Annotated in this window: 17 protein-coding genes and 2 pseudogenes; 5 read left to right on the plus strand and 14 right to left on the minus strand. The window is 69.2% G+C overall.

Translation table 11 applies throughout. The features are described 5' to 3' along the window. Nucleotides 1-416: 416 nt before the first annotated feature. Nucleotides 417-2,258 carry an APC family permease gene (locus tag FRZ03_RS31315; RefSeq protein ID WP_398661487.1) on the minus strand — a complete coding sequence of 614 codons (1,842 nt, stop codon included), beginning with the start codon at nt 2,256-2,258 and terminating at the stop codon, nt 417-419. A gap of 253 nt (nt 2,259-2,511) precedes the next feature. Here FRZ03_RS31315 and FRZ03_RS31320 point away from each other — a divergent pair, with 253 nt between their 5' ends. Next, entirely contained in the window at nt 2,512-3,264 is a 753-nt protein-coding gene (locus FRZ03_RS31320; protein ID WP_146468459.1) for a DUF4118 domain-containing protein, read from the plus strand. Nucleotides 3,265-3,535: 271 nt separating this feature from the next. Beyond that, a pseudogene (locus FRZ03_RS41340) lies at nt 3,536-3,675 on the plus strand (sensor histidine kinase KdpD); the annotation flags it as partial. On the opposite strand, the gene FRZ03_RS31330 reads toward FRZ03_RS41340, so the two are convergent. The 5 genes from FRZ03_RS31330 to kdpF form a co-directional block, all read right to left on the minus strand. Beyond that, complete coding sequence (locus FRZ03_RS31330) at nt 3,644-4,369, minus strand: response regulator (RefSeq protein WP_146468460.1); 726 nt, start codon at nt 4,367-4,369, stop codon at nt 3,644-3,646. The pseudogene FRZ03_RS41340 and the gene FRZ03_RS31330 sit on opposite strands and share 32 nt — an antisense overlap. Before the next feature lie 58 nt (nt 4,370-4,427). Next, complete coding sequence (kdpC, locus tag FRZ03_RS31335; protein WP_146468461.1) at nt 4,428-5,057, minus strand: potassium-transporting ATPase subunit KdpC; 630 nt, start codon at nt 5,055-5,057, stop codon at nt 4,428-4,430. A gap of 21 nt (nt 5,058-5,078) precedes the next feature. Further along, nucleotides 5,079-7,136: a potassium-transporting ATPase subunit KdpB gene (gene kdpB, locus FRZ03_RS31340; protein WP_398661491.1), complete on the minus strand. Its 2,058-nt coding sequence runs from the start codon at nt 7,134-7,136 to the stop codon at nt 5,079-5,081. A 71-nt stretch (nt 7,137-7,207) separates the two neighbouring features. Further along, complete coding sequence (gene kdpA / locus FRZ03_RS31345) at nt 7,208-8,872, minus strand: potassium-transporting ATPase subunit KdpA (RefSeq protein ID WP_146468463.1); 1,665 nt, start codon at nt 8,870-8,872, stop codon at nt 7,208-7,210. A gap of 37 nt (nt 8,873-8,909) precedes the next feature. Continuing rightward, nucleotides 8,910-8,999: a K(+)-transporting ATPase subunit F gene (kdpF, locus tag FRZ03_RS31350; protein ID WP_146468464.1), complete on the minus strand. Its 90-nt coding sequence runs from the start codon at nt 8,997-8,999 to the stop codon at nt 8,910-8,912. 1,081 nt (nt 9,000-10,080) lie between these two features. Here kdpF and FRZ03_RS31355 point away from each other — a divergent pair. Beyond that, entirely contained in the window at nt 10,081-11,118 is a 1,038-nt protein-coding gene (locus FRZ03_RS31355; RefSeq protein WP_146468465.1) for an LAETG motif-containing sortase-dependent surface protein, read from the plus strand. A 292-nt stretch (nt 11,119-11,410) separates the two neighbouring features. Here FRZ03_RS31355 and ftsW read toward each other — a convergent pair whose 3' ends face one another. The 8 genes and pseudogenes from ftsW to FRZ03_RS40680 form a co-directional block, all read right to left on the minus strand. Further along, nucleotides 11,411-12,616, minus strand: a complete 1,206-nt coding sequence (ftsW, locus tag FRZ03_RS31360) for a putative lipid II flippase FtsW (protein WP_146468466.1) — start codon at nt 12,614-12,616, stop codon at nt 11,411-11,413. Nucleotides 12,617-12,847: 231 nt separating this feature from the next. After that, complete coding sequence (locus tag FRZ03_RS31365; protein ID WP_261399423.1) at nt 12,848-13,033, minus strand: hypothetical protein; 186 nt, start codon at nt 13,031-13,033, stop codon at nt 12,848-12,850. A gap of 199 nt (nt 13,034-13,232) precedes the next feature. Then, nucleotides 13,233-13,442 (minus strand): STAS domain-containing protein, encoded by a 210-nt coding sequence (locus FRZ03_RS31370; protein ID WP_146468467.1) that lies wholly within the window; start codon nt 13,440-13,442, stop codon nt 13,233-13,235. Nucleotides 13,443-13,596: 154 nt separating this feature from the next. Further along, the gene (locus FRZ03_RS31375) at nt 13,597-15,312 is read right to left on the minus strand and encodes an LCP family protein (protein WP_398661496.1); all 1,716 of its coding nucleotides are present in this window, start codon (nt 15,310-15,312) and stop codon (nt 13,597-13,599) included. Between the two features lie 710 nt (nt 15,313-16,022). Continuing rightward, complete coding sequence (locus FRZ03_RS31380; protein WP_146468469.1) at nt 16,023-16,700, minus strand: lytic transglycosylase domain-containing protein; 678 nt, start codon at nt 16,698-16,700, stop codon at nt 16,023-16,025. Between the two features lie 54 nt (nt 16,701-16,754). After that, nucleotides 16,755-19,457, minus strand: a complete 2,703-nt coding sequence (gene mgtA / locus FRZ03_RS31385) for a magnesium-translocating P-type ATPase (protein WP_146468470.1) — start codon at nt 19,455-19,457, stop codon at nt 16,755-16,757. Continuing rightward, a complete protein-coding gene (locus tag FRZ03_RS31390) occupies nt 19,450-19,812 on the minus strand; it encodes an ArsR/SmtB family transcription factor (RefSeq protein WP_146468471.1) in 363 nt (120 codons plus the stop codon). Before FRZ03_RS31390 ends, mgtA begins: the two co-directional genes overlap by 8 nt. A gap of 601 nt (nt 19,813-20,413) precedes the next feature. After that, nucleotides 20,414-20,948, minus strand: a pseudogene (locus FRZ03_RS40680) (TerD family protein); the annotation flags it as partial. 243 nt (nt 20,949-21,191) lie between these two features. Between FRZ03_RS40680 and FRZ03_RS31415 the strand changes: the two are divergent. Further along, nucleotides 21,192-21,458 (plus strand): GlsB/YeaQ/YmgE family stress response membrane protein, encoded by a 267-nt coding sequence (locus tag FRZ03_RS31415; RefSeq protein WP_146468473.1) that lies wholly within the window; start codon nt 21,192-21,194, stop codon nt 21,456-21,458. A gap of 14 nt (nt 21,459-21,472) precedes the next feature. Further along, nucleotides 21,473-21,601 carry a hypothetical protein gene (locus FRZ03_RS40685; RefSeq protein ID WP_261399417.1) on the plus strand — a complete coding sequence of 43 codons (129 nt, stop codon included), beginning with the start codon at nt 21,473-21,475 and terminating at the stop codon, nt 21,599-21,601. Nucleotides 21,602-21,883 lie beyond the last annotated feature (282 nt).

The following is a 21,883-nucleotide window of genomic DNA, read 5'->3' on the forward strand; positions in this document are numbered from 1 at the left end:
ATCCGCCGCCGTTTTCGCTGAACGCGGTCACACCGTCGTCCCCAGCCCCCGCTGCCCACCCCGACCCGACACTGCTCTTCGTCCACGCGGGCATGGTCCCCTTCAAGTCCGATATGACGGGCGAGGCGGCGGCGCCGTGACGACGGGCGAAGAGCGTGCAGAAGTGGGTCCGCACCCTGGACCGGTAGCGACTCCGGCGGCAAGACGAGCCTCGTGGCCTCCGTCAACGCGGCCGCCGAGGCATCGGGGCTGCACGCCGCGCGGCTGCTCGAACGGCTCCTGAACGGCAAGGACGGTGGATCGGCACAACTGCCCCAGGGCGGCGGGCTGCCCGCGGATGTAGGTCTGAGCCAGTCACAAAAAGACCAGGTCAGCTACCTATCGCGGCCTGAAATGCCTTGGGGGGGGGGACGTGATCAGCGGGGCAGTGTGATCCGGAAGCGCAAGCGGCAGATGACCGCCTCGGTGTGGCGGCGGATGGCGCGGTCCAGGACCGCGCCGCGCTGGTTCTGCAACAGGCGCTGCCATGGCTTGGGCAGGTGCATCTCGGGGATCAGGACCACCAGGTGGTCGTGGCCGTCCTCCGCGGCGAGGGCGCACAGGTAGTCGACGATCGGCCGCGTCAGTGACCGGGTGCGGCTGTGCAGGACGGTGAGCGGCACGTCGGGTTGCCAGGCGTTCCATGCCTGGCGGACCTCGTCGGCGGAGGGCGCCTCTGGGTCCTCGGGGTGGACGACCGTGACGGCGCGCACCTGGTCACCCAGTGAGAGGGCGGCGCTGATCGCCTCCTGGGTGAGTTTGTTGACCGCTCCCACCGGGACGACGACGAGGGAGCGGCGATGTTCCGGGCGGTCGGGGACCTCGCCCAGGTGCAGGGCTGTGCCGATGCGCTGGTAGGTGTGGTGCACCGCTTCGAACAGCATGACCAGTACCGCGACGGTGACGAGGACCAGCCAGCCGCCTTCGTGGAACTTGGACACCATCTCGATGACCAGGGCCGCGGCGGTCAGGAGCGCGCCCAGGCCGTTGAGGGCCGCGCGTCCGAGCCAGCCGGTGCCGCCTTCCTCATGCCAGTGCCGGACCATGCCGGCCTGGGAGAGCGTGAAGCCGATGAAGACGCCGATGGCGAAGACCGGCACGAGCTTTTGCGTGTCGCCTCCGGCGGCGACGAGCAGCACCGCGGCGATTGCCGCGAGGGCGACGACACCGTAGCGGTAGACCTGCCGGTCGGCGCGCAGCCCGAAGACGTGGGGCAGGTGGTTGTCCCGGGCCAGCAGCGAGGCGAGCACGGGCATGCCTCCGAAGGAGGTGTTGGCTGCCAGCGCGAGCAGCACCATGGTGGCGAACTGGACGATGAAGAAGCCGATGTTGTGGCCAAGGGATGCCTCGGCCAGCTGGGCCAGGACGGTTTTGGTCCCGCTCGGCGCGACGTGGAACCTGCCGATCAGCACCGACAGGCCGATCAGCATCGCACCCAGGAGCCCGCCAAGGGCGAGCTCGGTGCGCTGGGCCCGGCTGACCCGGGGGCTGCGGAAGGTGGGAACGGCATTGGCGATCGCCTCCACCCCCGTCAGGGCCGAGCACCCGGAGGCGAAGGCGCGCAGGAGCAGCAACACCCCGACCGTCTGGACAGCGGAGGCGGTGGGGTGCACGGGCTGGACAACCGGGTGTGATCGCAGCAGGCCGCCCAGGATCACCGCTGCGATCGCCGCGATGAACACCACGGTCGGGACGATCATCACCTTTGCCGACTCGGCCACCCCGTACAAGTTGACCGCAGTGATCATAAACAGGACCACGAGGCACAGCAGTACACGGTCGCCGTACAGGGTGGGGAAGGCCGAGGTGAGCGCCGCGATGCCGGCGGAGACCGATACCGCGACGTTCAGCACGTAGTCGATGATCAGCGAGGCTGCGGCGATCAGGCTGAGGCGCCGTCCCAGGTGGCGCCCGGCCACCGCATACGCGCCGCCGCCGTTGGGGAAGGCGGCGATCACCTGGCGGTAGGAGAACGTCAGCGCGGCCAGAAGTACAACGATCGCCAGTGTGACCGGCAAGGTGAAGCCGAGACCTCGGCTGCCGGCCGCTGCCAGCACGACCACGATCGCCTCCGGGCCGTAGGCCACGGACGCCAGAGCATCCAGCGACAGTGCCGCCAGCCCCTGTGGCACCGTCAGCCGGTCCCGCTCCCCGCGCTGGGTGCCGGAACCTGGCAGATGGCCGCCCGAGCCGTCGGCGTTCTCAGCGCGTGCAGACACCAGGCCCCTCAAGTTCTGCCAGTCAGTCGGTCCCCCACGACTCTAGGCCGCCGGTTTCCCGCTGACCCTGCTCAGGGCGCCAGAAGAGCGTTAAGCGCACTCGTGTGGCGCCGCCGGTGAGCGCCTCTTGCCGACGGCGGTGCAGGGCCACCGCGAGGGATACCTCAGCCTGTGCGGTGCTGTAGGTCGCCGCACGCACGCCGCAGGGACATAACGGACACAGCGTGGTAAGCAAGGGACGGGAGGTACGCCGGTGACCGGGTTTCCGCTTCGTGACCGCATCGCGCTGGCAGCAGCCGTGGCCGGTCCGCTGCTTTTGGCGCTCATCCTGGTGCCGTTCCGGGGCGGGGTGTCAAGCACGAACCTGGCCCTGATCATGGTCGTGGCCATCGTCGCGATCGCCGCCGCCGGCAACCGCCTCGCCGGCGGCCTGGCAGCCCTGTCCTCGGCCGCATGGTTCGACTTCTTCCTCACCCGCCCCTACCAGAGCTTCACCATCAACCGCGGCGCGGACATCACCACGGCGGTCCTGCTGCTGGCCGTGGGCCTGGCCGTGTCGCAACTGGCCGCCCGCGCCCGGCGGCTGGAGGTGCTCGTCGTCACGGATGCCGACTACCTGGCCCGCGTCCACGACACCGCACGGCTCGCCCAGACCGCCAGGTCCGCCGACGCGGTGGTCGACCACGTCAAGCAGCAACTCACCGAGCTGCTGCAACTGCGGGGGTGCCGGTTCGAGTACGGCTCTCTCCTCGGCCACCCCGCCCGTCTTGAACAAGACGGCGGCATCACCGTCGGCCGCAAGCGGTGGGACATTGACCAGCGCGGCTGGCCCCGCCAAGAGATCGAACTGCGGGCCAGCGCAGGCGGCCGCTTCCAAGGCAGGTTCATGCTCGCGCCCGCTCCAGGTACCCGACCCGATCTCCAAGCCCGCCTGGTCGCCGTCACCCTCGCCGACCAGGCCGCTGCCGCCCTGGACACAGCGGGGCCCAGCCCACGGGAGCGATAGCCCCCGGCCCCTTGTTACGGATCTCGGTACCGGATCCAGCCCCTGGACCAGCAACAACGTCTTGTCACCACCTCGGGACCGGCCCCCTGCTCGCAGATCCTCCGTAAAGGGCCGATGCTTCGGCATGGAACCTTTCTGTCCCCTTCGCTTCCGCGCCTGGCAGACCGTCGTGGCGCTTGGGCCGTGGCGGCCGCAGTATGGGAATCGGATCAGCGGCCGGATACGGGCCGGTCCGGGCTCGTGCACGACCGGATCGGGAAGGTGGTCGGCGGTGGCTCGCGGGCGTCTGCGTGTGTATCTGGGGCCGCCCCGGGTGTGGGGAAGTCCTACGCCATGCTTGCCGAGGGCCAACGCCGCCGGGGACACGGGACCGATGTGGTCATCGGGCTGGTGGAGCCGCATGGGCGTCGCCGGGTTCGAAGCGGTAGCCCATGCCCGGCTCGGTGATCAGGTAGCGCGGGTGCGTCGGGTCGGGTTCGAGTTTGTGGCGCAGGCCCGAGATGTAGATGCGCAGGTAGTTGGAGTGCTCGTCGTGGCCCGGCCCCCAGATGTCGCGCAGCAGCTGATGGCCGGTGACCAGCCGTCCCGGATTGCGCAGCAGGGGGGTGAGAAGCCGCCATTCCGTGGGTGAGAGGTGGACGGGCTCGCCGCGGCCCGCAGCGCCCACCACGGTACGGGCGGTCAGGTCGACGGCGTAGTCACCGACGCTGACCGTCGCCGGTCCGCCACCGCGGTCCGTACGACGCAGCACGGCACGCAACCGGGCCAGCAGTTCCTCCATGGCGAACGGCTTGGTCACGTAGTCGTCGGCGCCCGCGTCCAGCACCTCGACGACGTCGGCGGGTGCGGCATGCTCCGACAGCGCGATGACCGGCGTGGACGACCAGGACCGCAGGCCGGTGATGAGGTCGGTGCCGTCCGCATCCGGGGGGTCGAGATCGTCGAGGTCGACGATGACCGCGTCCGGCGGCTTGCCGGCGGCCAGGCGCAGGGCGTCGCCCACGTCGGGCGCGGTGGCGACTGCGTAGCTCTGCGCGGTGAGACCGACATCCAGGGCACGCAACAGGTGCGGCTCGTGGTCGATGACCAGCACGTGTCGCGTCATCTCTGTCCCTTCTGTCTCTCTCCTTGCGCCGGACGGCCTCTCACACCGGGATTCATCGTCACTTCAACGCGGCCAGATCGTGGTTGAGCTGGACGACGTTGACGCTTTCCTGCCCCAGGAAGCCCAGCTGGCGGCCACTGACGTGCGCGGCGACGAGCCTGCGGACCGCGGCCGGGTCCAGTCCCCGGGTCCTCGCCACCCGGTTCACCTGCTCGTAGGCGTACGCGGGTGAGATGTCCGGGTCGAGACCTGAGCCGGAGGCGGTGACCGCGTCGGCGGGCACGCTGCCCGGCCGAACGCCGTCGAACGCGGCCACCGCAGTGCGGCGCTGGGCGATCGTCTTGGACAGTGTGGCGTTGTTGGGGCCGAGGTTGGATGCGCCGGATCTGGTCGGGTCGTAGCCGGTGCTTCCCGCCGCCGACGGGCGGGGCTGGAACCACCTGGGGTCGGGCGCCGGTGTGGTCTGGTCTGTGCGCGGCGGGTGGTCGAAGTTCTGCCCGATGAGGGCGGAGGCGACCGGGCGTCCGCTGTCCTTGATCATGGATCCGTTTGCCTGGTGCGGAAAGAGTCCCTGGGCAATGCCGGTGACGACCAGCGGATAGGCGATGCCGGTGATCACGGTGAAGACCAGCAGCATGCGCAGCGCCGCCAGGTGGTGGCGGACCACGTGGGCGAGAGAGCCGAGCATGAGGATCGCCCTCCTTGTCGGTCAGTGCAGTCCGGGGACGAACTGGATGATCAGGTCGATGGCCTTGATGCCGAGGAACGGCAGCACCAGGCCGCCGAGGCCGTAGATCCAGATGTTGCGGCTGAGCAGCGCGGCCGCCGAGGACGGCCGGTAGCGCACCCCGCGCAGGGCCAGCGGGATCAGCGCGATGATGATCAGTGCGTTGAAGATGATCGCGGAGGAGATGGCCGAGGTCGGGCTGTGCAGACCCATGACGTTGAGATGCCGCAGCCCCGGGTAGACGCTCGCGAACATCGCGGGAATGATCGCGAAATACTTCGCGATGTCGTTGGCGATGGAGAAGGTCGTCAACGAGCCCCGGGTGATCAGCAACTGCTTGCCGATTTCCACGATCTCGATCAGCTTGGTCGGGTTGGAGTCGAGGTCGACCATGTTGCCGGCCTCCTTGGCGGCCGACGTACCGGTGTTCATCGCCACCCCGACGTCCGCCTGGGCGAGCGCGGGCGCGTCGTTGGTGCCGTCACCGGTCATGGCGACGAGCTTGCCGCCGGCCTGTTCCCGCTTGATGAGGGCCATCTTGTCCTCGGGGGTGGCCTCGGCGAGGAAGTCGTCGACGTCGGCTTCCTCCGCGATCGCCCTGGCAGTGAGCGGGTTGTCACCGGTGATCATCACCGTGCGGATGCCCATGCGGCGCAGCTCTTCGAAGCGTTCGCGCATGCCGTGCTTGACGACGTCCTTGAGGTGGATGACGCCGAGGATCCGGGCGCTCTCGGCCCCTGCCCGCCGTACCACCTCGCCGACGACCAGCGGCGTGCCGCCGGTGGCAGAGATGCCGTCGACCAGCGGGCCGACCTCGTCGGTGGGGTGGCCGCCATGTTCGCGGACCCAGCGCATGACCGCGGTGGCCGCGCCCTTGCGCAGGGAGCGATTGTCCAGCTCGCCATCGAGGTCCACCCCAGACATCCGGGTCTGCGCGGTGAACGGGACGAACTCGGCGTGCGCCAACTCGCCTTCGGTCCGTGCGCGCAGCGCGTGGCGTTCCTTGGCGAGGACCACGATCGAGCGCCCTTCGGGTGTCTCGTCGGCGATCGAGGACAGCTGGGCGGCGTCCGCCAGCGTCCCCAGGTCCACACCGCTGACCGGCAGGAACTCGGCGGCCTGCCGGTTGCCCAGGGTGATGGTGCCGGTCTTGTCCAGCAGCAGGGTGTTGACATCGCCCGCGGCCTCCACGGCGCGGCCGGACATGGCCAGCACGTTGCGCTGCACCAGCCGGTCCATTCCCGCGATGCCGATCGCGGAGAGCAGCGCGCCGATCGTGGTCGGGATCAGGGCGACGACCAGCGCCACGAGGATGACGATGGACTGTTCGGCGCCGGCGAAGATCGCGAAGGGTTGCAGGGTCACCACAGCGATCAGGAAGATGATGGTCAGCGAGGCCAGGACGATGTTGAGTGCGATCTCGTTAGGGGTCTTCTGCCGGGCCGCACCCTCCACCAGTGCGATCATCCGGTCGATGAAGGTCTCCCCGGGTTTCGAGGTGATCCGCACCACGATGCGGTCGGAAAGCACCTTCGTCCCGCCCGTCACCGCCGAGCGGTCGCCGCCCGATTCGCGGATCACCGGTGCAGACTCACCCGTGATCGCGGACTCGTCCACGCTCGCGATGCCCTCGACCACATCGCCGTCAGCGGGAATGATCTCACCGGCTTCGACCACGACCAGATCGCCCGGCCGCAGTTCGGTCCCCGGCACCTCCTCGGTGACCTCCGGTGCGCCGGCTTCCCGGGCACGGACGACGCGGCGGGCCATGGTGTCCTTCTTCGCCCGGCGCAGTGTCTCCGCCTGCGCCTTCCCGCGTCCTTCCGCCACCGCCTCCGAGAGGTTGGCGAAGACCACGGTCAGCCAGAGCCAGACAGTGATCACCCAGGCGAAGACGCTCGGGTCCCTGATGGCCGACAAGGTGGTCAGCACGGCGCCGACCTCGACCACGAACATCACGGGGTTCTTGACCATGAGGCGCGGGTCGAGCTTGCGCAGCGCGCCGGGGGCGGAGCCGATGACCAGCCTGGGATCCAGCATTCCCGCGGAGATCCGGTGTGGTGCAGCACCCGGCGGGCGCTTCGACGTCTTGGCTTCCAAGGTGGTGGGCATCAGTGCAACCCTTCCGCGAGCGGTCCCAGCGCGAGCGCGGGCAGGTAGGTGAGGCCGACGACGATGAGGATCACGGCGGACAGCAGGCCGACGAACTGCGGCCGGTGCGTGGGCAGCGTGCCCGCCGTGACGGGCACCGGCTGCTGCTGGGCAAGCGATCCGGCCAGCGCAAGCACGAACACCATCGGCAGGAACCTGCCCAGGATCATCGCAAGCCCGAGCGCGGTGTTGTACCAGACCGTGTTGGCGCTCAGCCCGGCGAACGCGGAACCGTTGTTGTTGGCGGCCGAGGTGAAGGCGTAGAGCACTTCGGAGAAGCCGTGCGGACCGTGGTTGAGCATCGCCGCCCGCTCGCCCGGCAGGGCCATCGCGACACCGGTGCCGGCCAGCACGATCGCCGGGGTGGTGAGGATGTACAGCGAGGCGTACTTCATCTCCCGGCCGCGCAGCTTCTTGCCCAGGTACTCGGGGGTGCGGCCGACCATGAGGCCGGCGATGAACACTGCCACGACGGCCAGGATCAGGATCCCGTAGAGGCCGGACCCGGTACCGCCCGGCGCGATCTCTCCGAGCATCATGTTGAAGATCGTCAGGCCGCCGCCGCCCGGGGTGAGCGAGTCATGGGCGGAGTTGATCGCACCGCACGAGGTCAGGGTCGTGGACACGGCGAACAGAGCCGAGGCCCAGATCCCGAACCGCTGCTCCTTGCCCTCCAGCATTCCGCCCGCCGCGTGCCCGGCCGTACTGCTCACGCTGTGCAGCTCGTTGGCCGTGACGATGGCCACCGAGGCGGCCCAGATCAGCGCCATCACGGCGACGATGGCGTAGCCCTGGCGGTTGTCACCGACCATCTTCCCGAAGGTCCGTGGCAGAGCGAAGCCGATCACCAGCAGCAGGTAGATCTCCAGCCAGTTGGTGAACGCGTTGGGGTTCTCGAAGGGGTGCGCGGAGTTCGCGTTGTAGAACCCGCCGCCGTTGGTACCCAGTTCCTTGATGACCTCCTGGGAGGCGACCGGACCACCGGGGACGGACTGGTGCCGCCCGGCGATGGTGGTGATCGACTCGAAGCCGTGGAAGTTCTCGATCGAGCCCGCGGCGACCAGCACGACCGCCATCACCAACGAGATCGGCAGCAATACCCGCAGCACGATCCTGGTGAGGTCCTGCCAGAAGTTGCCGACCCGGTCGGTCTTCTTGCGGGTGAATCCGCGGATCAGAGCCGCGACCACGGCGATCCCGACAGCCGCCGACACGAAGTTCTGCACCGCCAGGCCCGCCATCTGCACCAGATGGCCCAGGGCCGACTCTCCGGAGTAAGCCTGCCAATTGGTGTTGGTGACGAAGGAAGCGGCCGTGTTGAAGGACAGGTCGGGGGCGACCGGCTCTGTGCCCAGGGAGAGCAGCAGATGGTTCTGCAGCCGCAGGAAGCCGTACAGGAACAGCACCGAAACCATGGAGAACGCCAGCACGCTGCGCAGATAGCCGGGCCACGTCTGCTCGGCGTCCGCGTGCACGCCGCCGGCCCGGTAGACCAGGCGCTCCGCCCGCCAGTGACGGGGGGAGGTGAGGACATGGGCCATGTAGTCGCCGAGCGGTCGGAAGGTCAGGCCCAGCGCACCGACCAGGGCGATGATCTGCAGCCAGCCCGCGAGAGTGGCGTTCATGGAGACCCTCTCCAGCTACGGACCATACGGGACGCGGCTAGAACTTCTCGGGGAAGATCAGACACAGGACCAGGTAGATCACCAGGCAGACGGCGACGGCCAAGCCGACCACGTTGTCGACGCTCACAGCCGGCTCACCCCCTTGGCAATCAGACCGATCAGGGCGAACGCGGCGATGGCGAGAACGATGAATCCAAGATCTGACATGCGGGTCACCCCCGTAGCGACGACGGGATGGGAACGCTGGGCTACGGCGAAACAATGCGGGTGCAGGGAAAAGGATGCATGGCGGTAAGTACCGACCTATTTAGTACAGTTCTGCGTCACGCACTCGGCGAGCCTCATTAGCGGCACCGTAACGACATCGGGCATCTATTTGACGAGACCTTGATGACGCTGACCCCCAAGCGACTGTCGCGACGCCCTCATGCCTCTGATTCAGATGATCCGGATCATCCGACTTCGGCGGCCTCGACGACGAGATACGCGGCGCCGACAGGAAGAGATGTCGACCGGCTCGACCGCCCGGACCTGTGAACGCCACCTGATGGCCACGAAGCGCTGGTTACCGGCCAGCAGCAGTTCGAAGGCGCGTCGGCGTCTTTATCTCGCTCATGGGCCGCAGCCTAGAACCCGGCATTTGCCGTCGCACGGCCTGGTCCCGCTGGCGCTCACCGGGTCGGGCCACTCTGACGGCTTGGGCAGCAGCACCCCCAGGCGCCCGGCGAGGGCCGTCTCGATGCGGAGCCTCAGCGCGCGGCGCAGCCGCCCCGCCCCGTACGGCCACCGGTCCAGAACCCTCCGCTCGTCGTCCACACCGGCTCAACGAGCGGGGCGCTGCACGCGCTGTCGGCCAAACGAGGGCGGACCGCCCGGGTCAACCCGGCCTGTGCAGCAGCCGGGGCGGAGCTGGAAACGCAGCCGGCCCGCCGCCTGCTGATCGGGATCGAGGAGAACGGCCTCCAGCTCTGCCGGCCGACGCATCACCGCATCGTTCACGCAGCCTTTGCCGGGCCATGGCTGACGATCCGGTCCTCCCAGGTGCAACCCCCTCCTGTGTTCGACTGTCCGGGGTCCGGATCCGTATTCCCTTCCGTCGGCGCCGTGACTCACGTCACGTAAGAATTCCGTGAGAGCTTGGGCAACTCTTTATGTGGTCTGTGGGTCATGTCTGCGAACGCCCCGATCACTCCTACCCCGAGGTTCGCATGAAGCTTCGCCGTTCCCTGACCCTCGCCGCCGCGACGGCCGCCATCGCCCCGGCCGTCCTGCTCGCGGCCCCGATCGCGTACGCGTCGGACGGCGACAGCCCGGCACCCACCACCAGTGAGACGACCCCGGCCTCGGATGGGTCCACGCCTACGGCCGATGAGACGACTCCGGCCGCCGATGGCACGACCCCGGCCGCGCAGGAGTCCATACCCGTCTCGGACGAGAGCACCCCGGCCGCCTCTCAGCCCTCCTCGCCCAGCGCCTCCGCCTCGGCTTCCGCGGCCGTCTCGGCTCCCCCGTCGGTGTCCGCGTCCGCGTCGACGGGCCCCGTGGAATGCAACGGCGACGAGGTCAAGACCGACAAGAACCTCCACACCAGTCTGTCCGGCCTGCCCTCGAAGATCGTCGCAGGGAGCGGCTTCCACGGTTTCGAGCTGAACGTGAACAACACCGGTGACCGCGCCTACCAGCGCGTGGACCTCGGTGTCTTCGCCGCCCAGGTGGACGAGAAGGACTACTTCGTCGACACCAGCCACCTCACCCTGCAGTACAAGGACCCGTCCTCGGGCAAGTGGGTAAACATCTCCCTGGACGAGAACGACGAGGGCGCCGGGTACCTCGGCTACACCGACGTCAAGGCCCACGAGTCCTTCACCATCGACTTGCGCCTGGCCGTGGACAAGACCGCCCCGGCCGGCCTCGGTTACGCCATCAGTATCGGCATGTACGCCGACGACAAGGGCAACTGCGTCTTCTCCGGCGACGACAGCTACTACGAGTTCGGCATACTCAAGGCCGGCACGGCCCCCGGCACCCCCGGCGACGCCAAACCGCAGGGCGGCAAGAAGCCGCTGCCCAAGCACCAGCCCACGGGCAACAACAAGATCGAACCGCAGGGCCACCTCGCCCAGACCGGTTCCAGCTCCATGCTCCCGGCTATCGCCCTCGCGGGTGGCGCCGCGGTGGCCGTCGGCGCGGGCGCCGTGTTCATCGTGCGCCGCCGCAAGACCGCCGGTGCCGGTACCGCCGGCTGACCGGCTGCATCGTTCATGGGAAGGGGCCGCGTCCTGTGGTGATCACGGGCGTGGCCCCTTCGGTGCGTGTGCGATTCGTGTGCGCAGGTCTCGGTTTCGAAGAGGGCCCGCCCCGCGGGTGGTGGACTGGGGCGGGCCGGGAGCTGCGTAGCCGGCAGTGTCTGGGGCGCCGGGTACCGCGTCGTCGGTTTCGCACAGCCGGTCGCCCCTCGTCAGGACGTTTCCTCACGCCAACAGCGGTCCCGGAGCCGAAGGGGATCCGTTGCGCATGGTGGGAGATTGCGCGCGGTGTTCACTTGTTGCGTGGTCGGCGGCGCTGTGACCGGAAACCAACGAACGTCGCGTTTCTCTTGCGTGTCCGGGCGGTGAGTGCGGCCCGGACCGGGGGCTCACTCCTGGCGACGGCAAGCAACAGCCCCATCGCGTAGAGGGCTGCCACGAGGGCACTGCCGCCGTAGGAGAACAGCGGCAGGGGCACACCCGCGACCGGCACCAGTCCCAGGACGCCACCGAGATTGATCGAAGCCTGGACCGAGAGCCAGATCACGATTCCTCCGGCGACGAACCGCGCGAAGGGTTCCTGCGCGCGGGCGGCGATCCGCAGTCCGCTCGCGCACAGTGCCGCGAGCAGGCCGAGTACGGACAGGGTGCCCAGCAGGCCGAGTTCCTCGCCGGTGACGGCGAAGATGAAGTCGGTGTGTGGCTCGGGCAGTTGCCCCCATTTCTCGATGCTCGCTCCGATGCCGTTGCCCAACAGGCCGCCGGTGGAGAGGGCGTACAGGCCGTGCACCACCTGCCAGCAGCGGTCGTCGGGTCCTGGGTCGGTGGCACCGAGGCAGGCGAAGCGGGACATGCGGTGCTGGCTGTTGGTGATGAGCACGGCGGCGAGCAGACCTGCTCCCACCAAGACGTTCAGGAACAGTCGCGACGGCGCGCCGGCCAGCCACAAGAGGGCGAACAGCACCGCGCTGAGGATCACCGCGGTTCCCATGTCTCCTCCCATGAGCACCATGCCGAGCAGAATCAACGCCCCGGGTACCAGGGGGACGAGAAGGTGCTTCCATTGATTGAGCAGGCGGTGGCACTCCTTGCGGGCCAGCAGGTCCGCACCCCAGACGACGAACGCGGCCTTTCCGAACTCGCTGGGCTGGAGCACGAACGGTCCGCCGAGCGCGAGCCAGTTGGTGCTGCCGTTGACGGTCCGTCCCAGCCCAGGTACCTGTACCAGTCCGAGCAGTATCAGGGCTCCGGCCAGGAGCGGGTAGGCCGTCCACCGGTGCCACAGCACCGGCGTGCGGGAGGCCAGCAGGAGGACGGCGAGGCCGATCACAGCCGCCTCAACCTGCCGGCGCAGGTAGTACGACGGCGGAAGCCCGTAGCGCATTGCCTGGATCTGGGAGGCCGAGTAGACCATCACCAGACCGAGGCCGGCGATCAGTACCGCACTGCCTGCCACCAGGTAGTAGGCGGTCAACGGCCGGTCCCAGGCGCGCCGCATGCGGAACGCGTATGGGGCGACGGGACTTTGCCGCGACCGTGCGGCTCTCGTGTCGCGACCTGAGTACCTCCGTTCCACCGCGTCAGAGCCGCCTTCGATTCGCGGGACCGTACGGGTTCTGGCGCTGCTGCCCTGGGCACGCGGTGTTCGCCTCTCCATGGGGAGACTTTAAGAGTTGCGCAGATGGTAAAGCGTTCAGGCGCGCGGTGGTGCACCCGCCGCACGGCCCGCTCATGTCGGTGGCAGGGGTGAGGGTGGGGCGGCGCGCGGTGTCGCCGATCTTGACCAGGCGACGAGGAGCCAGTTGGCGACCATGGGCGAGCCACCCTGGGTCAGGAAGGGCAGGGCCTTGCCGGTGAGAGGTACGAGTCTGGTGACGCCGTCGGCGACGACGAACACCCCGACTCCACCCGACATCGGAGCGCTCGCTCACTACCCCGGGAGTCGGCCACTGTGGAGGGAGCCGCAAGGGACGTGAACCTTCACGATGCCCCGGGTGCCGCTCCCTCGTAGATGGTGAGCAGAGGATCGAGGCCGAGGCGAGTGAGCGTGCTACGGGGGCTCACGTGGGTGGCGATCACTGTGGTACCGAGTGGCTGTGCCGCTCGCGGCGCGGTCAGGAAAACCTGCCCCCGTCGCCGCCGAGGTAGGTCACCCGGAGCAGATCGACTTCCAGGAGCCCGGGCTTCGAACGAAGGGCATGGCGCAGGTCCTCCTCGATGCGCCCGGTGTTCTTCGAGGTGCTCTCTCCGGAAAGCCGCACGACGACGTGCTGCGGTTGGTTCCGCCGACGGCTTGTGCGTCGGAAGAGACGGCGCAGCAGCATCAGGGCTCCCAGGAAGTCACAGGCGGCGGGCGGCGTCCTGGCCGGAATCCTGAGAGCTGCGCCGACCGTCCTCTCTTCAGTGATTGCGCAAGTAGCGAATTATCCAAACCCCCAGCACCGCAACATCAGCCCACGGACAGGGCGCACGCTGATCTCAGCTGTCGGAGTCGGGCTTGCCGCGCGCCGCCGCATACGCCTGCGACGGGGTCATGGAGACGCCGTTGATTTCGACCGTCCTGTACGTGCTGACCTTGGCGCAGGTCTTGGCCTGGTCGGCGGTCGAGGCACGGGCGCCCCCGACCGCGGCCTTCGTGTCAGCCGGCGCGGGCGAGGATCTGCCGCCCGGGAAGGTGGTGCCGCTGGGCCAGTCGGCGCCGATCACCAGGGTCAGGCCCGTGCTGCTCCCCTGCTCCAGATGCGAACCGGACAGCCCGAGTGCCTTGGCGACCATCTGGGCTTCGGCCTTCTGACCGGTGCCGTAGGTGAGCGTGGTGGTCGTGGCGGGGCTCGGTGCGTTGGCGGTGGTTGTGGCCGAGCTGAAGCCCTGGTCGGTCAGCGCACCGGCGATGTCGGAGGCGCGGCCGGTGACCGTGGTGCCGTTCTCCACGGTGACGGCGATCTGCGACGCGGGTACGGCCGGGGCGGTGGCCTTCGCGGTCGCCGAGGCCGCCGCGGCCTCCTTGCCGGAACCGGTGGTCAGTGACTGGTCATTGGCGATGGTCGAGAACAAAGTCTTCGCGCCCGGGCCCACGACCAGCCGGTCCTTGTTGTTGGGGTCCTGGGCCGTCTGCATCGTCGTGAAGGTCATCCGCTTCGTCGGCACCTTGTTCACGTCGTCCGCGAGCGAGATCAGCTTCTTCACGCTGCCCAGACCGTCGTCCACGGTCAGCGCCTTGGTGGCGGCGTCGGCCAGGTCGTAGACCGCGGTGGGGTCGGTGAGGGTGCCCGCGCTCTTGAACTTGCGGATCATCGCGCTGAGGAAGATGTGCTGCGAGACCGTACGGCCGAGGTCGCTGCCGTCGCCGAAACCGTGCCGGGAGCGGACGAACTCCAGCGCCGCCTCGCCCTTGAGGGTGTGGGTGCCCTTGGACAGCTTCAGGTGGGAGTAGGTGTCGTAGACGTCGTCGCTGACACAGACGGAGACACCGCCGACGGCGTCGGACATCTTCACCACGCCGGAGAAGTCGAGCTTGACGAAGTGGTCGATCGGGATGCCGGTGAGCTGGTGGACCGTGGCCACCTGGCAGGCGGGGCCGTACTGCAGCGCACTGTTGATCATGCCGTAGTAGCCGGACGTGGACTGACCGGACTCACTGTCCCTGCAGGCCGGAACCTGGATCATGGTGTCGCGCGGGATGCTCATCACCGTCGCGTTGGAGCGGTCCGCTGCTATGTGCACCACCATCTCCACGTCCGCGTTCCCGTTGCCGCTCTGCACGCCGGTCTTCGAACAGCCGCCTCCGAGCTTGCAGTCGGCTGCGCTGGTGCGGCCGTCCGAGCCCATGACCAGGATGTTGATCGGGGTGCGGCCGAAGGCGTCGGCTTTCTCGGTGCCGCCCTTGCCGTCGAGTGCGAAGCTGTGGATGTTGCCGTTCAAGTGCTGGTAGAACCACCAGCCCGCGCCGGCCGTGACCATGATGATCACCGACAGGCAGATCCCGAGGGCCTTCAGCACCCTTCTGCCGCGGCCTGCCGGACGGGTCCGGCGCCGCAACCGACTGCGGCCTCCACGCGCACGGGACGCCGCCCGTGCCGCAGCCCGACCGCCCGGCTGACGCGCCCCGTCGATCTCGGCCCTACGCTGTCCGGGCACCTGGCCGGTGCGGCTGCGCGTAGCCTGGCCGGCCGGGCCGTCCCACGGGTCGCTCATCTACCACTCCCACGAACGGTCGGGCCTGCGAGGCCGGCCGTCGATGTACGGCCCGGCGTCAGCGGCGGTGCACGGGTAGGCGAAGCAGGTACTCGCCTCAGTTGCGTAGTTGCGCAATCTAGCAAACTTGTAGCCCGAGGAGCACGGCCCCGGCCACACATTCCAGGTGAGGCATCTCATGGAATCGCCTACGAGCCGCGATGCGTCCGCCTGTGCCGACGCAGGGGTGATCGCTCGGTGGGTGTGGCGGCAGCGTACGTGAGCGGGTTACTGGAAGGGACAGCAGCCCATGCGTACTTTCCGGCGACCGGTGGACTTGGCTGAAGGTGATCTCAGTGCGTGTCCTGTCCGAACCGCGCTGTGATCCACGCGGCACCGCGCTCGGCCAGTGCTCGCCTGCGTCCCCACCGTGACCGCCGCACACCAACGGACGAGGACCGTGCCTGCGGTGGCGAAGTCGCCAGATCGGCGAGACGGCCCGCGGAACGCGCCAGTTCCGCCTGCAGCCTCCGCCGCCGTTCGGAAGAACTCGCCCTCAATAACGCCGAATAGAGTCCCTCGACCTCGGCCACAGCAGCGCCCAGCCGCAGGTTCGCCTCACGCACTCGCCGGTACTCCCCGCGCGGCATGCACGCCCATCCTTCCCCCCGATACCGGGGGCGGACCCCCGCTGAACTTCGATTATTACGCAACTCTGCAATCCAGGAGCATCAGGACGCTTCTACAGCCTTGCCCGCCTTGGCCCAGTTCGTATGCAGCCGGTCCAGGTACGAGCGGGCCTGGGCGGCCGGGGTCGCACCGCGGGCGAAGGCGAGCATGTTGCCCGGCCCGGCGTTGTACCCGAGGGCGAGCAGGTCGCTCTTCGTATAGGGGGCGGTCCAGTGAGCCGGGAGCTGGGCCGACAGGTCGTGCAGGTACCAGGCCTCGGATTCGATGGCGAGGTCACGGTCGTCCGGCAGTTGATCCCAACGGCGGCCTGCGAAGTCCCGGCTCCGCTTGACCTCGTCGAAGGCGGCGCGGTGCATGTTGGCGATACCGAAAGCCGCATCCGGTTTGTACTTCTGCCAGGCCCGTTCGAAGGACGGGTCGTGTGGCTTGTACGCCTCGTTGTAGAGGATCGCCATCACCAGCTGGGCGCTGACATCGGCCTGTCGGGCCCGGGTACGGACCTGGATGGCGTAGTCGGCGGGGTCGTACGACGAGGTCGCGGACGACGGGGAGGGTGTAGGGGAGCCGGCCGACGGGCTCGATGGGGAGACAGACGTCTTCCCGTGGGGCGGTGGATCGCCCTGCGGGGTGTCGGCCGCGCGCACGATGACGTACACGACCAGGGCGAAGGCCAGCACGAGCAGTAACCGTTGGCGCTTCGGGGTCCGGGACTCTGTCATGTCGCGCCTTCCTCGTGCCCCGCCTTCGGTCGACAGCCTTGTACAGCAGGGGGATTAAGACGGGCGTGAGCCGGCGCCGGGCATCGGCGAGCGCTCGGGTCGGCTCACCGGAGCAGAGCCGCTGCCTCCACGGCGCTCGAAGTGTGCCCTGGCCGCCAGGAGACCTGCGGCGTAGAGGATCAGAACAGCGGTGAGCAGCAGGTAGAACACGGCGGACATGGCGGTCAGGCCGAGCATCGGGCCCAGCGGTGAAGGGGGAAGCGCCAGGCCGATGACGGCAAGGGCCAGTGCCGCCCAGGCGACCGGGCCCGGTCTGCGGAATTCAGCCGTACGGCGGCCCACGCGCAGCAACATCATCACCATGGCCTGGGTGATCAGGTTCTCCGTGAACCACCCGGAGTGGAACACCGCCTCGTCGTTCAGTGTCCCCGTCCCGTGCATCGCGAGGGCGAGGACACCGAAGGTGGCCAGGTCGGCGACGGCGTTGAGGACACCGAAGCCGGTGATGAAGCCCAGCAGGTCCCTTGGGTCCAGTACGGTCGGCCGGCGTAGGGCGGTGGGGGCGGGTCGGTCGTGTGCGAAGGTGAGCTGGGCGGCGTCGAAGCACAGGTTCTGCAGCAGGACCTGGGCCGGGAGCATCGACAGGAAGGGCAGCAGCAGACCGGCGCAGAGCATCGCGAGGACGTTGCCCAGGTTGGACGACAGCGTGATGCGCAGGTAGGTGACGATGTTGCCGCCCGCGTGCCGGCCCGCGGCGACGGCGTGCGCGATCGCGGTGAGGTCCTTCTCGGCCAGCACCACGTCGGCGCCTTCCCGGGCCACGTCGGCGGCATTGCGGGGGGCGATGCCGACGTCGGCGGCGCGCAGCGCGGGCAGGTCGTTGACGCCGTCGCCGAGGAAGCCCACGGTGTGTCCGACGGTGCGCAGGGCCTCGGTGATCCGGGCCTTGTGCTCCGGGGTGCAGCGCGCGAAGACGGTCGTACGGGAGGCGACCGCGGCGAGCTCGGCGTCCGACAGGAGGTCGATGCCGTCGGCGGTGAGGACGGCATCCGCGGCGACCGGGATCCCCAGATCGATGCAGGCGCGGACGGCCGTTCCCGGATGGTCGCCGGTGAGGACCTTGACGGTGACGCTCCGGTTGGTGAGGACCTTCAGGGCATCGGCGGCGGTGGGCGCGAGCGCGTCCCGCAGGGTGATCAGGCCCCGGAAGGTCAGGCCGCGTGCATCGGTCAGCGTGTAGTCGCGCCGGCGAGAGGATCGCTCCGCGGTGGCGACCGCCAGGACGCGTACCCCGCCGTCGGCCTGCCGGGCGGCGAGGGCGCGCAGCCGTTCCCGCTCGTCGTCCGCGAGGAAACAGCGGTCCAGAACGGCCTCGACGTCTCCCTTGACGACCAGCGTGTGCATGCCGAGCCGGCCGGGGGTGCGCACGACCGCCACGGAGAGACGTCGGTCCGGGGCGAAGGGCACGGTCGCGACCCCGTCATAGGCCGTGAGCGCGTCCTCGTCGACGGCGTCCAGGATCGCCTCGTCGAAGGCGTCGGGTTCTGGCAGGTCGGCAAGTTGGAGGGTCCACCAGGCGTTGACGGCGGCCCAGTGCAGGACCTCGGAGTCCTCCCGACCGTCCGGGCCCAGGGAGCGGTCGGTGACGGGCCGATCCTGGGTGAGGGTACCGGTCTTGTCCAGGCACAGCACGTCGACGGCGCCGACGTCGTGCAGGGCCGGCAGGCGCTTGACGATCACGCCGTGCGTGCGGGCCAGCAGCGAGGCACCACGGGCCAGGCAGAGAGTGACGAGGACCGGCAGCATCTCCGGGGTCAGCCCGACCGCGACCGCCACGGCGAACGGCAGCGTCTCCAGGCCGCGATCGCGCAGCGCCGCGTTCGCCATCAGCACCAGCGGCGGGGTGAGCAGCATGAACCGGATGAGGATCCAGGAGATGCCGTGGACGGAACGGTCGAAGGCACTCGCCTCCGACCGACCGGCCCTGCGCTCGTGCGCCGCGGCGAACCGGGTGCGCGCGCCGGTCGCGGAAATCACCGCGGTGGCACTTCCGGAGGCCACGCTGCTGCCCTGGAAGCAGAGCTGCGGCTGGGAGAACAGCCCGCCGCCGGCCGCGCGAGGCAGGTCGTCTGCGGATTTGGCGACGGGTGCGGACTCCCCGGTCAGCGCGGCCTGGTGCACGGTGAGGCCGCTCGCCCGCAGCAGGCGTACGTCCGCCGGCACCAGGTCGCCCGGCCCCAGCCGGATCACGTCTCCGGGCACCAGCTCGGCCACCGGTACCTCACGGGTCGCCGGGGCCGCCTCCTCGTCGGCCCGCCGGAGCACGGTGGCGGTCGTAGCGACCAGCTCACGCAGTGCCGCCGTGGACCGGTCGGCCCGGTGTTCCCCGGAGGCCCGCAGGACGCAGCTCACCACGACGAGCAGCAGGATCACCGAGGCGGTACTCCAGGCGGAGACCGCCGCCGAAACCAGCCCGAGGCAGGCCAGCACCGCGGTGAACGGGTCCCGCAGGCTTCTCAGGAACAGCCGTGGCCAGGAGGCCGCGCGCCAGCCCGGGCCGGTGTTCTCCCCAAGCCGCGCCAGCCGCTCCTCGGCCTGCGCCTCGGTCAGACCACGCGGCCCGCTGTCCAGCCGGCGCAACGTCTCCAGCACGGTCGGCGCGGACAGGATCTGCGGAGCCCCTTCCCGGGGTGCGCATACGGCCGACGGGCCAGGCAGCTCCGCGTCCTGCCCCGGTGCCGCGGTGGTCTCAGCCACCGGTCCCGCGCAGCTCGCGCACCAGCGCGAGGGCATGCTGCGACCGTGCCGTCAGCTGCCCGACCATCACCCGCACCACGGTGACGACGTCCGGGTCATCGACGTAGTACACCTGCCGCCGGCCCTCGCGGCGGGAGTTCACGAGCCCGGCCAGCTTCAGCTTGGCCAGATGCTGGCTGACGGCGGGAAGTGCTCCGCCGACCCGGTCGGCGAGGTGCGTGACGTCGCTCTCGCCCTGCGACAGCGCCCACATCAGATGGAGCCGGGCTTCGGAGGCGAGCAGTCCGAACGCGGCAGCCGCCTGGGCGAGAACCTCGGCGGACGGATCCTCCACACCACCGACGTTCCCCGTCACAGCTCTCTCCCGTCCCGCCTTCTACACAGCCGACACCCATGTGCCCACCCAGTGTAGGCGGCCGAATGCCCGGCGTTCCCGCACCCAGGACGCAGGAATCAGTCCTCGTAGTAGTTGTTGACCACCACGTCCGGCTAGGACTTGTCCGGGCGATCAAGTGCGCAGCCAGATGACCAGGGCCACTGGTGTGGCGGTGCGGAGGAAGACGTACCCGCGTTTGTCGTTTCGGGTGGCGACTGCTCGGGACTGCTTCCGACGGTTGATCGTCCGCTCGACGGTGTTGCGTTTCTTGCTGCGGGGGCGTGTAGAACGGCGGCGCCGTGGTCTGCACCCGCTGGGCACAGCCGCCGCACACCTGCACCGGCCGGGGCACGCCCCACTGCGGGGACCAGGTCACGGTCATCATGCCCGGGCCGTGGTTAGGGTCGAAGAAACACGTCACGGAAGAACTCCCTGTCGGTTGCGGTGACCCTGCGAGCGCGGGGGCTGACGCGGAGACGACGGTCGGCGTCGGTGCCGTCGGGGTCGGCGGTGCGTATGTAGCGCTGCTCGTCGGCGGCGGGGTGACCGGGGCCGGCCTGACCGGCGCCGTCTCGCTCAGAACGTCCACCCCGTAGTCGGTGGCGATTCCGGCGAGCCCCGAGGCGTAGCCCTGGCCGACCGCGCGGAACTTTCACTCCGCGCCGTGCCGGTACAGCTCGCCGAAGACCAGCGCGGTCTCGCTCGACAGGCCGCCGGCCGCGAGGTCGTAGTCGAGGACGCGGATGTGCGCCCGGTGCACCTGCCCGAAGGTCTGGCTGCGGGGGGCGCCGTCGTAGAGGGACACCGGGAAGACGATCTTCTCGACCTGAGCGGAGACCCCGAAGGGTGAGGTCGACGTGGATCTGCTGGCCGTCTGCGCCGGCGGGGCTGCCGCTGCCGGAGTGGCGGACCGAACCGTCGGGGCTGGTCAGGTTGTTGAGGAAGACGAAGCGCGCGTCGGACAGCACCTTGCCCGACTGGTCGCACAGCAGCGCGCTGGCGTCCAAGTCGTAGCCGGTGTTCGCCTGCCAGCCCAGCCCGACCGTCGCCGCAGTCAGGCCGGGGGCCTGCTTGCTGAGCGACACGTTGCCGCCCCTGGTCAGGGACGCACTCACGCACGTCCTCCGCAGCTGCTTCCGCTCCCCGCCTCCGTCGAGATCAACGTGACCCTAAACCCTTGCAGCTCCCCGGCTTGCGCAATGTCATGAACCAGTGACAGCACTTCAACGGCTTATCTACCAGTCGCCACAGGGGCTGGCCGGTCCTCGCGACCATCCATAGGCTTGCGCAAACAAGCAATCCGAAGCACCGGCGTCCGGCGGACCCCGCCCGACCCAACCCGACTGGAGGACAACGAAGTGGGCATCATCGGCTGGATCATCCTCGGCCTGTTCGCCGGAGGGATCGCCAAGGTCCTGCTGCCCGGCCGCGACCCGGGCGGCCTGATCGGCACCACTCTCATCGGCGTCGCGGGATCCTTCATCGGCGGCTGGCTCTCCGCCCACTTCCTCCACCGCCACATGGAAAAGAACTTCTTCGATCCCTACACCTGGGGTGCGGCGATCGCCGGCTCCCTGGTGCTGCTCATCGGCTACCGCATCCTGTTCGGCAACTCTAGGGACTGACCCGAGTGCCGAGCATGTCATCGGCTACCGCCCTGGTCCGCCATGGCGAGGAGCCACCCCGGTACGGCGTCTTCCTCAACCCGTCCAAGGCAGCGCCGCTGGTGCTGACCGCCAACGACGCAGTGGTCCTCGCCGAGCAATGAGACCTTCGGCGGAAACAGGGACGCCGTACCGGGCGAGGGATGTCCGCCGCCCGCATCGGCAGGGCACCATCTCCGATCACAGCACTGGGCTCCTCCTGACCGAGCGCGCGACAAAGCGGAGGGTCGACGCATCCGCGCACAGGGCATCTCTCCTGAGGCCCAGCACACGGGGCATGACGTCATCAGGCGTGCGCACCCGCCAGCATTCCGTCCCCGACGGGCAGGATCCGCCGGGAACCGGCAAGCCATACGGCAGTGCTGCGCTGCGGTGCTGGACCGGCG

The organism is Streptomyces misionensis (assembly GCF_007896895.1).
Classification (GTDB): domain Bacteria; phylum Actinomycetota; class Actinomycetes; order Streptomycetales; family Streptomycetaceae; genus Streptomyces; species Streptomyces misionensis_A.